This window comes from Burkholderia sp. F1 (genome assembly GCF_050813845.1).
GTDB lineage: Bacteria > Pseudomonadota > Gammaproteobacteria > Burkholderiales > Burkholderiaceae > Burkholderia > Burkholderia ubonensis.
Genome location: NZ_CP172421.1, coordinates 3,430,320 through 3,443,694 on the forward strand (window position 1 = coordinate 3,430,320; position 13,375 = coordinate 3,443,694).

Annotated in this window: 15 protein-coding genes and 1 tRNA gene; 8 read left to right on the plus strand and 8 right to left on the minus strand. The window is 66.5% G+C overall.

What is annotated here, in order from left to right; translation table 11 throughout:
- Nucleotides 1–45 precede the first annotated feature (45 nt).
- Both ACFIMZ_RS16175 and ACFIMZ_RS16180 read left to right on the plus strand, forming a co-directional pair.
- Nucleotides 46–1,704 (plus strand): MFS transporter, encoded by a 1,659-nt coding sequence (locus tag ACFIMZ_RS16175; RefSeq protein WP_431820380.1) that lies wholly within the window; start codon nucleotides 46–48, stop codon nucleotides 1,702–1,704.
- Between the two features lie 121 nt (nucleotides 1,705–1,825).
- Nucleotides 1,826–1,902: transfer RNA gene (locus tag ACFIMZ_RS16180), tRNA-Met, on the plus strand.
- A 58-nt stretch (nucleotides 1,903–1,960) separates the two neighbouring features.
- Here ACFIMZ_RS16180 and ACFIMZ_RS16185 read toward each other — a convergent pair.
- The 3 genes from ACFIMZ_RS16185 to ACFIMZ_RS16195 all read right to left on the minus strand — a co-directional run bounded on the left by ACFIMZ_RS16185 (nucleotide 1,961) and on the right by ACFIMZ_RS16195 (nucleotide 5,210).
- Nucleotides 1,961–3,040, minus strand: a complete 1,080-nt coding sequence (locus tag ACFIMZ_RS16185) for an NAD(P)/FAD-dependent oxidoreductase (protein ID WP_431820381.1) — start codon at nucleotides 3,038–3,040, stop codon at nucleotides 1,961–1,963.
- Nucleotides 3,041–3,061: 21 nt separating this feature from the next.
- A complete protein-coding gene (locus tag ACFIMZ_RS16190) occupies nucleotides 3,062–4,036 on the minus strand; it encodes a LysR family transcriptional regulator (protein WP_431820382.1) in 975 nt (324 codons plus the stop codon).
- A gap of 202 nt (nucleotides 4,037–4,238) precedes the next feature.
- A complete protein-coding gene (locus tag ACFIMZ_RS16195; RefSeq protein ID WP_431820383.1) occupies nucleotides 4,239–5,210 on the minus strand; it encodes a GlxA family transcriptional regulator in 972 nt (323 codons plus the stop codon).
- Between the two features lie 117 nt (nucleotides 5,211–5,327).
- On the opposite strand from ACFIMZ_RS16195, the gene ACFIMZ_RS16200 reads away from it, so the two are divergent.
- The 3 genes from ACFIMZ_RS16200 (at nucleotide 5,328) to ACFIMZ_RS16210 (ending at nucleotide 6,760) form a co-directional block, all read left to right on the plus strand.
- Nucleotides 5,328–6,011: a DJ-1/PfpI family protein gene (locus tag ACFIMZ_RS16200; protein WP_431820384.1), complete on the plus strand. Its 684-nt coding sequence runs from the start codon at nucleotides 5,328–5,330 to the stop codon at nucleotides 6,009–6,011.
- Between the two features lie 71 nt (nucleotides 6,012–6,082).
- Nucleotides 6,083–6,394, plus strand: coding sequence for a cupin domain-containing protein (locus ACFIMZ_RS16205; protein ID WP_431822516.1), 312 nt, complete (start codon nucleotides 6,083–6,085; stop codon nucleotides 6,392–6,394).
- A gap of 90 nt (nucleotides 6,395–6,484) precedes the next feature.
- Entirely contained in the window at nucleotides 6,485–6,760 is a 276-nt protein-coding gene (locus ACFIMZ_RS16210; protein WP_431820385.1) for a hypothetical protein, read from the plus strand.
- A 26-nt stretch (nucleotides 6,761–6,786) separates the two neighbouring features.
- Here the strand turns inward: ACFIMZ_RS16210 and ACFIMZ_RS16215 are convergent, their stop codons facing one another.
- From ACFIMZ_RS16215 to ACFIMZ_RS16230, 4 genes are all read right to left on the minus strand, one after another.
- Nucleotides 6,787–7,071 carry a PAAR domain-containing protein gene (locus ACFIMZ_RS16215; RefSeq protein WP_431820386.1) on the minus strand — a complete coding sequence of 95 codons (285 nt, stop codon included), beginning with the start codon at nucleotides 7,069–7,071 and terminating at the stop codon, nucleotides 6,787–6,789.
- A 487-nt stretch (nucleotides 7,072–7,558) separates the two neighbouring features.
- On the minus strand, nucleotides 7,559–7,945 hold the full coding sequence (locus tag ACFIMZ_RS16220) for an MAPEG family protein (protein ID WP_431820387.1): 387 nt from the start codon (nucleotides 7,943–7,945) through the stop codon (nucleotides 7,559–7,561).
- 151 nt (nucleotides 7,946–8,096) lie between these two features.
- Entirely contained in the window at nucleotides 8,097–8,960 is an 864-nt protein-coding gene (locus tag ACFIMZ_RS16225) for a helix-turn-helix domain-containing protein (protein ID WP_431820388.1), read from the minus strand.
- A gap of 114 nt (nucleotides 8,961–9,074) precedes the next feature.
- On the minus strand, nucleotides 9,075–10,010 hold the full coding sequence (locus ACFIMZ_RS16230; RefSeq protein WP_431820389.1) for an oxygenase MpaB family protein: 936 nt from the start codon (nucleotides 10,008–10,010) through the stop codon (nucleotides 9,075–9,077).
- A gap of 89 nt (nucleotides 10,011–10,099) precedes the next feature.
- On the opposite strand from ACFIMZ_RS16230, the gene ACFIMZ_RS16235 reads away from it, so the two are divergent.
- The 3 genes from ACFIMZ_RS16235 (at nucleotide 10,100) to ACFIMZ_RS16245 (ending at nucleotide 11,893) form a co-directional block, all read left to right on the plus strand.
- Nucleotides 10,100–10,411, plus strand: coding sequence for a hypothetical protein (locus ACFIMZ_RS16235; protein WP_431820390.1), 312 nt, complete (start codon nucleotides 10,100–10,102; stop codon nucleotides 10,409–10,411).
- Nucleotides 10,359–10,937: an NADPH-dependent FMN reductase gene (locus ACFIMZ_RS16240; protein WP_431820391.1), complete on the plus strand. Its 579-nt coding sequence runs from the start codon at nucleotides 10,359–10,361 to the stop codon at nucleotides 10,935–10,937. The genes ACFIMZ_RS16235 and ACFIMZ_RS16240 overlap by 53 nt, the downstream gene beginning before the upstream one ends.
- 68 nt (nucleotides 10,938–11,005) lie before the next feature.
- Complete coding sequence (locus ACFIMZ_RS16245) at nucleotides 11,006–11,893, plus strand: LysR family transcriptional regulator (RefSeq protein WP_431820392.1); 888 nt, start codon at nucleotides 11,006–11,008, stop codon at nucleotides 11,891–11,893.
- Nucleotides 11,894–11,947: 54 nt separating this feature from the next.
- On the opposite strand, the gene ACFIMZ_RS16250 is transcribed toward ACFIMZ_RS16245, so the two are convergent.
- Nucleotides 11,948–13,258 carry a dicarboxylate/amino acid:cation symporter gene (locus ACFIMZ_RS16250; protein WP_431820393.1) on the minus strand — a complete coding sequence of 437 codons (1,311 nt, stop codon included), beginning with the start codon at nucleotides 13,256–13,258 and terminating at the stop codon, nucleotides 11,948–11,950.
- Nucleotides 13,259–13,375: the final 117 nt, after the last annotated feature.

The window sequence follows — 13,375 nt, forward strand, 5'->3', positions numbered from 1 at the left end:
TCCAGGGCGACCCAACACCTATATCAAGAGACTTGGAGACGATTCATGGCAACGTTAGGCGGGCAAATTGCGCACGCGCCGATGACGGGCGAAGAGCGGAAGGTGATCTTCGCGTCGTCGCTCGGCACCGTGTTCGAGTGGTACGACTTCTATCTGGCCGGCTCGCTCGCGGCCTTCATCAGCAAGAGCTTCTTCTCCGGCGTCAACCCGACCGCCGCCTTCATCTTCACGCTGCTCGGCTTCGCCGCAGGCTTCGCGGTACGCCCGTTCGGCGCGATCGTGTTCGGACGGCTCGGCGACCTCGTCGGCCGCAAGCACACGTTCCTCGTGACGATCGTGATCATGGGCATCTCGACGTTCGTGGTCGGCTTCCTGCCCGGCTACGCGTCGATCGGCATCGCCGCGCCGGTGATCTTCATCGCGATGCGGCTGCTGCAGGGCCTCGCGCTCGGCGGCGAGTACGGCGGCGCCGCGACCTATGTCGCGGAGCATGCGCCCTCGCACCGGCGCGGCTTCTACACCGCGTGGATCCAGACGACCGCGACGCTCGGCCTGTTCCTGTCGCTGCTCGTGATCCTCGGCGTGCGCACGATGATCGGCGAGGAAGCGTTCGGCGCGTGGGGCTGGCGCGTGCCGTTCGTCGCGTCGATCCTGCTGCTCGGCGTGTCGGTGTGGATCCGGCTGCAGCTGAACGAGTCGCCGGTGTTCCTGCGCATCAAGGCCGAGGGCAAGACGTCGAAGGCGCCGCTGACCGAAGCGTTCGGGCAGTGGAAGAACCTGAAGATCGTGATCCTCGCGCTCGTCGGCCTGACGGCCGGCCAGGCCGTCGTGTGGTACACGGGCCAGTTCTACGCGCTGTTCTTCCTCACGCAGACGCTGAAGGTCGACGGCTCGAGCGCGAACATCCTGATCGCGATCGCGCTCCTGATCGGCACGCCGTTCTTCGTGTTCTTCGGCTCGCTGTCGGACCGGATCGGCCGCAAGCCGATCATCCTCGCCGGCTGCCTGATCGCGGCGCTGACCTACTTCCCGCTGTTCAAGGCGCTCACGCACTACGCGAACCCGCAGCTCGAGCTCGCGACGATGAAGGCGCCGATCACCGTCGTCGCCGATCCCGCCACCTGCTCGTTCCAGTTCAACCCGGTCGGCACGTCGAAGTTCACGAACTCGTGCGACATCGCGAAGAGCGCGCTCGCGAAGGCGGGCCTGAACTACGAGAACGTCGCGGCGCCGGCCGGCACGACCGCGCAGATCAAGGTCGGCGACACCGTGATCGACGCCTACGACGGCAAGGCGGCCGACGCGAAGGCGAAGGGCGCGGCGTTCGACAAGACGCTCGCCGCATCGCTGAAATCCGCCGGCTATCCGGCGAAGGCCGATCCGGCGCAGATCAACTGGCCGATGACGATCGTGATCCTGACGATCCTCGTGATCTACGTGACGGCGGTCTACGGGCCGATCGCCGCGATGCTGGTCGAGATGTTCCCGACGCGGATCCGCTACACGTCGATGTCGCTGCCGTATCACATCGGCAACGGCTGGTTCGGCGGCTTCCTGCCGGCGACCGCGTTCGCGATCGTCGCGGCGCAGGGCAACATCTATTCGGGGCTGTGGTATCCGATCGTGATCGCGCTGGTGACGTTCGTGATCGGGCTGCTGTTCGTCAAGGAGACGAAGGATTCGAATATCTATGCGCAGGATTGAGGGTTGAGGCGCCTGCTTCGGCCCGTGCGGCGGGCCGGAGCGCGGCGCCGGCACCTTTTTTCGAGAAATATGAAAAAAGGTGTTGACACCCCGATTGGGCATCAGCATAATTCAAGTCTTCGGCGAATTAGCTCAGTCGGTTAGAGCGACGGAATCATAATCCGCAGGTCCGGGGTTCGAGTCCCTGATTCGCCACCAAATGCGAAAGCCCGGTAGATCTTTGATCTACCGGGCTTTTTCAGTTAAGGCTCTGCGGTTATCCGCGAACCCTATTCCATTCTTTTCCGGCCTCTGGCAGCGCAAGCGCAGCAAGCTCGTCAGGCGTCGCCCCCTGCATCAACGCCTCGCTCACCAGCCGGCCGACTGCCGCCGCCAGCGTAACACCCGAGTGCATTGCCGCCACGTACAGCCCCCGCACACCCGAGCACCGGCCAATGAGCGGCACGCCATCCTCAGGCATCGGCCGCCAGCCGACCGCGACCTCCGTCAGCATCGCGTCCCCGGCGCCGCGCAGCGCGCGCCGGATCGTGCCGAGCGTACGTTCGGCGATTGCATCCGGACCATTCGGGCCGGACGCGTCGACATAGTCCTCGGCCGCGACGAGCGAACCGTCCGCCGCCTCGCGCACTTCCATCTCGGCATTGGACACGAGCGTCCTCACGAGCCCCCGGCGCGCAGCCATACGCAGCCGGATCGCCGGTGACGCCCGTAGCGGCAGCACGATGCCCGCCGTCGCGGCAAGCGCCGCCGTCTGCGCGCCCGCTGCGAGAACCACGGTGTCCGCGCGCAGTTCATCAGTTTCGGTCCGCACGCCGACGATCCGCGCACCGTCGACGCATAGCGAACGCACGTCGGTGTCACCCCGATAGAGCGCACGATGCGCACAAGCGTGCTCGACGAGCACGCGGGTCGCCTCCGCCGGCTCGAGCGTTCCTTCGTCCCGCGCGTAACGGGCGCGGGACGGTGGGTCCAGCAGATTCGGCTCGAGGCGTCCGACCTGTTCGCGATCGAGCCAGTCCACGCGCGCATCCTGATGCGGCGCAGCGCCCTCGCCGGCGCCATAGGTCAACGCACCCGACCAGTTGACGAGCGGCCGGCCGAGCTCGCGTTCGAGCCGCCGGTACTCGGCGACCGCGAGTGCGCGCAGCGCGGCGACGGCCGGCGCTCCGTCCGCCGTCGGATTGATCCAGCCGAACGCACTTCCGGTTGCGCCTGACGCCGGTTCGCGCCGTTCAACGAGCGTCACGCGCGCGCCCCGACTTGCCAGGTGATAAGCGATCGATGCCCCGACGATGCCCGCCCCCACCACCACGATTTGATCCGCCGCACCCGTCACACAAGCTCCTCTTGTTCGTCGCTACGCCGCCACCGACCCGCGACTCACATCGCTCGCATGCGCCTGCAACTTGCGGCGCCAGTCCTCCCCGCCCTCCATCGACGGCGTCGACTCGAACAATTCCTGGATCCAGTCGGCGAACACGCGCACCTTCGTGGACAAGTGCCGGTTGTGCGGATAGACGATCGAAATCGGCTTCGGCTTCGGGTTGAAGCCCGGCAGCACCTCCAGCAGCGAACCGTCGAGCAGATGCGGCAGCACCATGAACAGCGTCGGCTGGATCATCCCGAAACCTTCGAGTCCGCAGGTCACGTAGGCATCCGAATCGTTGACCGTGACGGTCGACTTCAGCCGGATCTCGACCGGCTTGCCGTCGATCACGAACACCCACGGTATCGGCCGCGCACCGTGGCTCGTGCGGAAATTCACCGCGAGGTGCTCGGCGAGATCGGCGATCTCGTGCGGATCGCCGTGACGCTTCAGGTAATCGGGCGATGCGCAGGTCACGCGCTTGAGCATCCCGATCCGCCGCGCGACCATCGACGAATCCTCGAGCGGCCCGACGCGGATCATGCAGTCGATGCCCTCCTCGATCGGATCGACCGGCCGGTCGGAGAGCCCGAGATCGAGCGTGATGTCCGGATAGCGCTGGCGGAACGCCGGCAGCGCGGGAATCACGAGGCGCCGCCCGAGCGCGTTCGGCATGTGGACGCGCAGCAAGCCACTCGGCTTGCGATTGCCGTTCTGGAAGCTCGCGTCGGCTTCCGCGATCTCCGCGATGATCTTCACGCAATGCTCGTAGTACGCGGCGCCTTCCGGCGTCAGCGACAGCCGGCGCGTCGTCCGGTGCAGGAGGCGCACGCCGAGCAGCGCCTCGAGATTCTGGATGATCGTCGTCACCGACGCGCGCGGCATCGTGAGCGTATCCGCCGCGCGCGTGAAGCTGTTCGCATCGACCACGCGGGTGAAAACTTCCATTGCCTGGATACGGTCCATGCTATCCCCCATCGAATCACCAACAGGACAGGATAGAGCGCGTGGAAGCCCCGACACAAGCCCCGCTCCATTATTCGCACCTGCCGAATAGTCGAGCGTTTCGCAGTGGAAAACGACGCGAGTTCATCCGGCCGGATCCGCTGCGCGCGCCGACTCGCTGGCCGCACGCACCGATTTGATGCACACAAGCGCCACGCGGCGCTCAACCGGCAAACCGTTCCCGATACCCCTGCGGCGTGACGCCCAGCACGCGCACGAAGCTGCGCCGCAACGTTTCCTCCGAACCGAATCCGCACCGCACGGCAATCCGCTTGACCGGCCACGACGTGTCGCCGAGCAGGCGCTGCGCGGTCTCGATCCGGATCTGCTCGACCGCGCGGGCGGGCGTGCGCCCGGTCTCGGCGCGGTAGTGCCGCACGAAGCTGCGCTCGCTCATCCGCGCGCGCTCGGCGAGCGCCGGCACGGACAGATCCGCGGCAAGGTGCTCCGCGATCCATGCATGCAGTTCGCCGAACCGGTCAGCGGACTGCTGCATCGACAGCGTCGCGCTGAATTGCGCCTGCCCGCCCGGACGCTTCAGGAACACGACCAGCTCGCGCGCGACGTCGAGCGCGATCGAGCGCCCGAGATCCTCCTCGACGAGCGCAAGCGCGAGATCGATGCCGGCCGTCACGCCGGCCGACGTCCACAGCGCGCCCTCGCGGATGAAGATCGGATCGGCTTCGACACGGATGCGCGGATAGCGCGCCGCGAGCTCGTCGCAGCGCGTCCAGTGGGTGACCGCGCGGCGTCCGTCGAGCAGGCCGGCTTCGGCCAGCAGGAACGCCCCCGTGCAGACCGACGCGACCCGACGCGACCGTTCGGCTTGCCGCCGGACCCAGCGGATCAGCCGCGCGTCCCGCGACGCCGCATGCACGCCCATGCCGCCCGCGACGATCACCGTGTCGGGATGCCCTCCGGCCGATCGCAGCGAATCGGCGATCACGACGAGGCCCGACGACGTCGCGACCGGCCCCGCGTCGGCAGCCACGACGCGCGGCGCGTACGGCGCGGCCTGTCCGCGCTCGAGCGCGAGCTCGTTGACGGACGCGAACACCTGCAGTGGCCCGGTTACGTCGAGCAGTTGCGCGCCGGGGAACGCCAGCACGAGGATCGAGCGCGGAACGGTAGACATGTCGATTGGCGGAAAACGTGGGGGCGATGGCAATTTCGCCAAACACTACCCGCCTAGAATCGATCTGTCCATCACGCGTCGACAACGACGCTCCACTCGATCCCACGGGGCATCCACATGACTCTGCATATCGGCTTTCTCGTGTTTCCGGGCGTTCAGCAGCTCGACCTCACCGGCCCGCACGACGTACTCGCGTCGCTGCCGGACGCGGCCGTGCACCTGGTATGGAAGACGCGCGAGCCGGTCGCATCGAGCAGCGGGCTCGCGCTGACGCCGGGCCATACGTTCGCCGACTGTCCGCCGCTCGACGTCATCTGCATTCCGGGCGGCATCGGCATCAACGACCTGCTGTCCGATCGGGAGACGCTCGATTTCGTGCGCGAACGGTCGGCAACCGCCCGCTACGTGACGTCGGTCTGCACCGGCGCGCTGCTGCTCGGCGCGGCCGGACTGCTGCGCGGGCGCCGCGCGACCACGCACTGGGCGTTCCATGCGCTGCTCGAACCGCTCGGCGCAGTGCCGGTCCGCGAGCGCGTAGTGCGCGACGGCAACCTGATCACGGGCGGCGGCGTGACCGCCGGCATCGACTTCGCGCTGACGATCGCCGCCGAACTGGCCGGCGACGAAGCGGCGCAGGCGATTCAGCTGGAGCTCGAATATGCGCCCGCGCCGCCGTTCGACGCAGGCTCGCCCGATACCGCACCGGCCAGCGTCGTCACGCGGGTCCGCGAACGCTCGGCAGCCAACCTCGCCCGACGCCGCCAGGCGATCGAGCAGGCCGTCGCCGCAATGGACCGATGACCGCACATCCGATGCGGGCCCCCACGCGCAACCGGCGGCGCACGTCGCCGTCTTTCGATCGATTCCCGGCCATGAAAGTCTTCCGCAGCACCGCATTTACCGCAGATCGCGCCTGGGGCGCGCTGGACGTCGCCAACCTGCTCGGCATCACGGTCCGCCTGCACTGGACCGACCAGCCCTATCGGTGGCACGTCAACGACGGCGACGAAGTGTTCGCCGTGCTCGATGGCCGTGTCGAGATGCGCTATCGCGAAGCGGGCGTCGAACGTTCAGTGGTGCTCGAGACCGGTGACGTGCTCCATGCGCCAGCCGGCACAGAGCACGTCGCGCATCCGCTCGGCGAAGCCCGCATTCTCGTCGTCGAAACCGAAGGCAGCATCTAGACGCCCGCGCCGCGGATGCGCGGTATCCCCCGCATCCGGTCGCCGCGATCTTGGTAGACTGTCGCGCTGTCGATCACACGGAACCCGCACATGAATCTCTACACCAAGGAAGGCAAACCGCTGCAGGTCGGCGGCCAGATCGTATTCAGCCGCACGGGACAGGTCGTCGGACGCATCAGCGGCCGCAAGGTGTTCGGCAAGAACGGCCGCTACGTCGGCACCATCGCCGGCGATCGGCTCGTCTATCGCTCGACCGACAGCGTGGCGTTCGGCTCGCCGTTCTCGGCCGCCAATCGGACGGGCATCGCGAAACTGCATCGCGTCACGTCCGTCGTATGGGGCCGCGAGCCCAATATTCCGGCCTGACGCAGCGCGCATGCGCCGGCGCGCGCTCACCCCGAGATCGTCCCCGTTCCCTGCGACGGGATGAGTTTCGGCAACGGCGAACACTGGCACTGGCACAGGTCGTGTTCGAGTGCGACGACCTTGCCCATCAGGGTCATCGCGCGTTCGCCGCCGTCGGACACGATCACGCCTTGCGTGTTGCACGCCGCGCAGAATACCGGCGCGCCGAGATAGGCCAGCGGCCGGCCGTCGAACGACGATTCGGCGATGCCGTCGAGCACGACGCCGCCATGGTCGGTGGTGTCGCCTTTCAGAATGAATTTGCGGCTCATGATGTTGGTTCTTCCCTCGGATGCGCCACCGTCAGCGGCTGCCCGGCCACCGCCTGGCGCTCAGTGTCCGCTCGTCGGTTGCGAGCGTGCCGCAAGGATAGCATCGCAGCGCCGGCTCGCCCGCCCGGCGTCGCCGCCCCTGTCAGAACCCGTGCCGCCCCCCGATCCGCGCCTCGAACTGCCGGTCGTTCGCCGACGCGCCCGGGCCATTGATCGCCGCGACCGTCGCATGGCCGGTCGAATCGACGCCCGACGCGCGCGGGTAGACGGCCGTCAGGTATACGTCGGTCCGCTATGACAGGAAACAGTCGAACCCCGTCGCGACCTGGAGGTAAGTCACGCCGTCCCGGCCGTGTCGGTCGGGATCCTGACGCGGCGTGACGCGCTCAGCACGGCTGCGTGCGACTACCTGATCCACTGCTTCGTCGAGGCCGTGCGCCGGCACGGGAACGCGAAGCTGCTGTGGCGCTGACGCCGGGCGCGCCGCTCACGTGACCAGCGCGATGCACAGCGCCGCGCCGCACAGATACGTGCCGAGCGCGCCGACGAACCGCGCGGGATTCGGCCTCGACATCGTCGGCCACGCAAGCAGGCCGATCACGAGCAGGCACCGGCAGACGGTCGCGGCGACGATCAGCGACAGGATCGCGCCCGACGGTTCATGCGCGCCGAAGTAGAGAAACAGCACCGCGAGGAACGGTGCGTACTCGGCGGTGTTGCCGTGCGCGCGCACAATCTTGTGCAGCGCATTGGTCGGATCCTCCGCGCAACCGGACCCGGTCGTCGCGCGAAACCGCGTGATGGAGACGGCAAGACCCAGCCCGAACAGCAGCAGGCCGAGCACGGCGGTACAGGCAACGGCGATCACGTTCATATGGTCAGGACTCCGGTCAGGACAGGAAGCCACGCCGGACGGCCACGTCGGACGACGCCGCCCCGGCGGACACGCGGAGATCGTGAACGATGCCCGCAACCGCCACGATACGCGCAGCCGGGGCCGCCGCCTATCCGGCGCCGTGTGCCGCTCAGACGCGCTCGCGCCGGATCCGTGCGGGCGTATTGCCGACGATCCGGCGGAAGCAGGTGGTCATATGGGCCTGATCCGCGAAGCCGCAGTCCTGCGCGATCTCGATCAGCGGCGTACTGGTGTGGACCAGCAGCTTCGTGGCGCGCTCGACGCGCCGCTGCATGATGAAGCGCAGCGGGGTCTCGCCGGTAGATGCACGAAACGCCCGCATGAAATGGGGCTGGCTCACTTCGGCCAGCGCGGCCAGTTCACTCACGGCGAGGTCGGCTGCGAGATGTGTCTCGATGTAGTCGAGGATGCGGCGCAGCCTGAAGGGCGCCAGTCCGCCTTTGACCGCCTGCAGCGGCGCATGGCCGCACATCCGGGCCAGTTCCACGGCGAGCATGCCGATCAGGCTTTCGCAATAGAGCCGCTGCCCGAGGCGAGGCGTCACGCACTCCAGCGCAAGCCGGTCCGTGATTGCCCAGATTGGCTTGTTCTCGAACATCAGACGCGAACGGAAGCAGTCCGTGCCGCCAGCACCCTCGGCGGCCTCGCATGCATCGCGCAGCAGCGCGTCGTCGAAATGGACGGCCACGCAGCGGAAGCCGCGAATGAACGACGTGTGGCCGTAGGCTTCGCCGCCGCGCTCGATCAAGCTCAGGTGGTCGCTGCCGCGATAGCCGTCGGACAGCGGCTTGGAAGCCTGGTGGCGTGCGTCGATACGTCCGCCGACCTCGCGCAATGCTGCTCGCAGGCTGACGCGCTGCGAGCCGATCGGCCGCGCGACATCCTGCAGCTCACCGTACTCGACGACCTCGACCTCGCTGCCCGCACAGACACACGCAGTGCGGCTCTGATGCACATTGGCGACAATCTTCACCCTGTTCAGTCTCCTGCCATTCCCGAAATTTCGATCCCAGATCCGGCTTCATGACGCCTGTGCCGGCCGCAGCGGCATATTCAGGATCGCATGGATTCATCGTTGCCCCCCGTCTTACGGCACCTGCGAAGGGGGCGAAACCGTCCGCGCCGCCGTGCATGATGCGACCCGGGCATGCGCGCGCATGCCCGCGCTGTCGCGGATGGCCCATCGCAACAGCCCGGATGACGCGCGCATCGCCGGCTCGGGAAAGCCCCGCACGAGCCCTGTCAGCGGTTCGCCAAGCATGGCGCTGATCCAGGGTGGTAGCAGGCGGATCGCCGCGCCGAGGAAAATCCGCATGGTCAGCCGTTCGGACACGCCGGCATCGGGTTGCGTAGCCAGTTGCGCGATCGCCTCATGCATGCGGCCACTGGCAATCAGACTGCCGCGCTGGCCGTTCATGTAAGCCTGCAGCGCTTCCCGGCTCTCCGGCACATCGGTCGCGCCAAGCCGCCGCGCCACCTCGGCTGTCTCGGCCAGATAGCGGCCCTGGTCCGCCTGAGTCAGCCGTGGATTCACGTAGCGCAGGTGGGCATCGAGGAAGCTCGAGACTTCTGCGGCGTGCACCCACGTCAGCAGTGCCGGATCGGTCGCGGCATAGGGCCGGCCTTCGGCAGTGGTGCCTGCGATGTCGCGATGAATGCGGTTGACGTGGTCGATCAGTCCGTCGGCGTCACGGGTGCTGCCGTAGGTCGTGCCGGCGATGAACTGTGCCGTGCGTGCCAGCCGGCCACGCATGTCCTGCCGGAAGATCGAATGCTCCAGCACGCCTGCCAGGACAAGGGGATGCAGCGCCTGGAGAATCAGCGCACGGATGCCGCCGACCATCATCGCGGGGAAGTCGTCATGCACCTGCCACGACACCGCCTCTGGGCCGAACAGCCCCGGGTCGCCGCGGGGTGTCGACAGGTCAATGGGAAAGCCCGTCCGCGTGCGCGTGACCGACCATATCTTTCCCTCGATATGGCGCCGCAGCCATTCCAGCGGCGAATATGGCATTGACAGCATTGGCCGCATTCCCTTGCTTGTTTGAAAGAGCGGATTCTAGAAGCGTTGCGGGGCGGTATTTCACGCGCACCGGAAAAAATGATCACGACGTGAAAGAAGTGCTCGCGCCGCACAAGGATTTCTGCGACATGCTGCCTACACTGGTCGCCGTGAACCCCATGCACGCTTTGGAACCCGATCATGACGACGTCCCGTACCGCATCGATGACCCGAGAACAATTGAAGGTCTCGAATATTTTCAGGAAGTCACGGGGGCGCAGCCATCATGCTCGACTTCCCGCCGCGCGGCGAAATCACTTGTACGCGCAACTGACCGCATGCATTTTCCAACCCGCCTCCGAGTGACTCATGAGCATCAAGATCCTGGCATTCTGCGGCAGTACCCGCAGCGGCTCCTTTAATCAAAAGCTCCTCGAAATTGCTGCACAGGGTGCCCTCGAGTCGGGTGCGCAGGTGACGCACATTCATCTGGACGACTATCCGCTGCCGTTCTACGACGGCGATCTTGAAAGCGAATCCGGTCTCCCGGAAACGGCGCAGGCCTTGCAGAAGCTCGTCAACGAATGCGACGCCGTTCTCGTCGCATCGCCTGACTATAACGGCGGCTACAGTGCCGTCCTGAAGAATTCCCTGGACTGGATCAGTCGTCCGAACGGCAATGGTCAAGCGGGGCTCGCGTGCTTTGCAGACAAGCCGGCAGCCGTCATATCGGCATCGCCCGGCCCGTTGGGAGGTTCGCGCGGTCAAGCTGCAATTCGAGGGGTGCTCGACAAGCTAGGAATGCTCGTGATTCCGCAAACCTTTGCTCTCGGGGCGGCACATGAAGCCTTCGACGAGCTTCATCGCTTGAAGGATGTTCGCGCAGACGCGATGGTCCGCGCCGTCGGATCGGCATTGGCGCAAACCGCGGCAAAGCTCCGGCAATGACGCTGGCGTGACCGGCGACAGCGCGAATCATCGCTCCGCAAAACCTTTCAGCACCGGTTTGTATTTGAATGAACGAGCTTCTGTCGATGCGGTTGTTTGTCAAGGTCGCCGATTTGCAAAGCTTCGCGCGCGCCGCCGCCGACCTCGACATGTCGAGCGCATCCGCATCGCGCCTGATCATGAGCCTCGAGGACAGGCTCGGCACGCTGCTGCTGTACCGTACGACGCGCAGCCTGTCGCTCACCAGCGCGGGGCGTCTCTACATCGAGCAGATCCGCAAGGTGATCGACGAGATCGACACCGTGGAAGACGCGATAGCGACGCTCGATCACGAGCCGCTCGGGGCGCTGCGAATCGTCGCGCCCGTGATGTTCGGCATCCATGTGCTTGCGCCCGTCATCGGGTCGTTCAAGCATCGCCATCCGAACGTGGTGCCCGAGATCACGATCGTCGACCGTCACGTCGATCTCGTGTCCGAAGGGTTCGACGTCGGCCTGATGGTCACGCAACGCATCAGCGGCGCCAATACCGTGAAGCGCGTGCTGACGCGGCTGAAGCTCGTCGTGTGCTCGACCCGGCGCTATCTCGAGCGGCACGGTCAGCCGCTCCAGCCGGGCGATCTCGAACGGCACGCGTGCCTGTTGTACCGGGCCGATTATGCGGGGGAGTTCGTTTCATTCGACCATCATGCGACGCGCGTCGCGGTACGGCCGAGGAAGACCGCGTCGTCGAACAATCTCGGCCTGCTCAGGCAGCTCGCGCTCAACGACATGGGGATCGCGATCCTGCCCGCGTACCTCGTCGACCAGGACATCCGCGAGCACCGCCTCGTGCCGCTGCTGGACGACTACCGCCTCCCCGACCTCGAGATGAACATCGCTTATCCGAGCCGTCGCCATTTTCCGCGCAAGGCTCGGCTGTTCGTCGACCACGCGCTCGAGCACTTCGCAGCCTGAACGCAAAAAAAAACGGCCGCCACAATGGGCGGCCGGACGCGCATCACGCGAACATCACGCGCGCTCGCGCACCTCGTGCGCCTGGAGCTGCGCGCCTGCATCCGTCGCGCCAGCCACGTCGGTCCCGTCGTTCTCGTCGCCGAGCTGCCCTTCCCACTTCGCGATCACGGCGGCGGCGATCGAGTTGCCGACCGCGTTGGTCGCCGAGCGGCCCATGTCGAGGAACGTGTCGACGCCCATGATCAGCAGCAGCCCCGCTTCCGGCAGGTTGAACTGGTTGAGCGTCGCGGCGATCACGACGAGCGACGCGCGCGGCACGCCCGCCATCCCCTTCGACGTCAGCATCAGCAGCAGCAGCATCGTCAGCTGCGTGCCGAGCGGCAGGTGGATGCCGTACGCCTGCGTGATGAACAGCACCGCGAACGTGCAGTACATCATCGAGCCGTCGAGGTTGAACGAGTAGCCCATCGGCAGCACGAAGCTCGAGATCTTGCGGTTCACGCCGAAACGGTCGAGCGCGTCGAGCAGCTTCGGATACGCGGCTTCCGAGCTGGCGGTCGCGAACGACAGCAGGAACGGCTCGCGAATCAGGCGGATCAGCGAGAACGTGCGCTTGCCGAGGAACGCGAGGCCCGCGAGCGTCAGCATGCCCCACAGCAGCGCGAGCGCGATGTAGAAGCTGCCCATGAACTTCGCGAACGTGAGCAGGATGCCGAGGCCCTGCGTCGTGATCGTCGACGCCAGCGCCGCGAACACCGCGATCGGCGCGAACCACATCACCGCGCCGGTGACCTTCAGCATCACCTGCGCGAGATCCTCGATCACGCCGGTCAGGCGCTTGCCCATCTCGCCGAGCGAGGACAGCGCGGTGCCGAAGAAGATCGAGAACACGACGATCTGCAGGATCTCGTTGTTCGCCATCGCCTCGGCGATCGACTTCGGCACCAGGTGCGTGACGAAGTCCTTCAGCGTGAACGCGCCGGTCTTCAGGTTGGTGGCCGCGTCCGTGGCCGGCAGCGGCAGGCTCAGATGGCTGCCCGGCTGCAGCAGCGTGGCGGTCAGCAGGCCGAACAGCAGCGACACGAACGACGCGATGAAGAACCAGCCGAGCGCCTTCACGCCGACCCGGCCGACCGAGCCCGTGTCGCCCATGTGCGCGATGCCGACGGTCAGCGTCGCGAACACGAGCGGCGCGATGATCATCTTGATCAGGCGCAGGAACACGTCGGACAACAGCGAGACGTAGCCGGCGATCTCCTTGGTGACATTCGGGTCGGGAAACGCGCTGTGGCAGCCGTAACCGACCGCGATCCCGAGGACCATCGCGATCACGATGTATGAAGTAATGTTGCGTTTCTTTTGCATAACGAATCCCGATGCCCGGGCAAGCTTTGAGGATGTCTGAAAGGTGGGCGCGCGACGGCGTCCAGGGCGGGTCCGGGCGCCCCGCGGCGCGCATCATAACAGACCCAATCGGGCCCC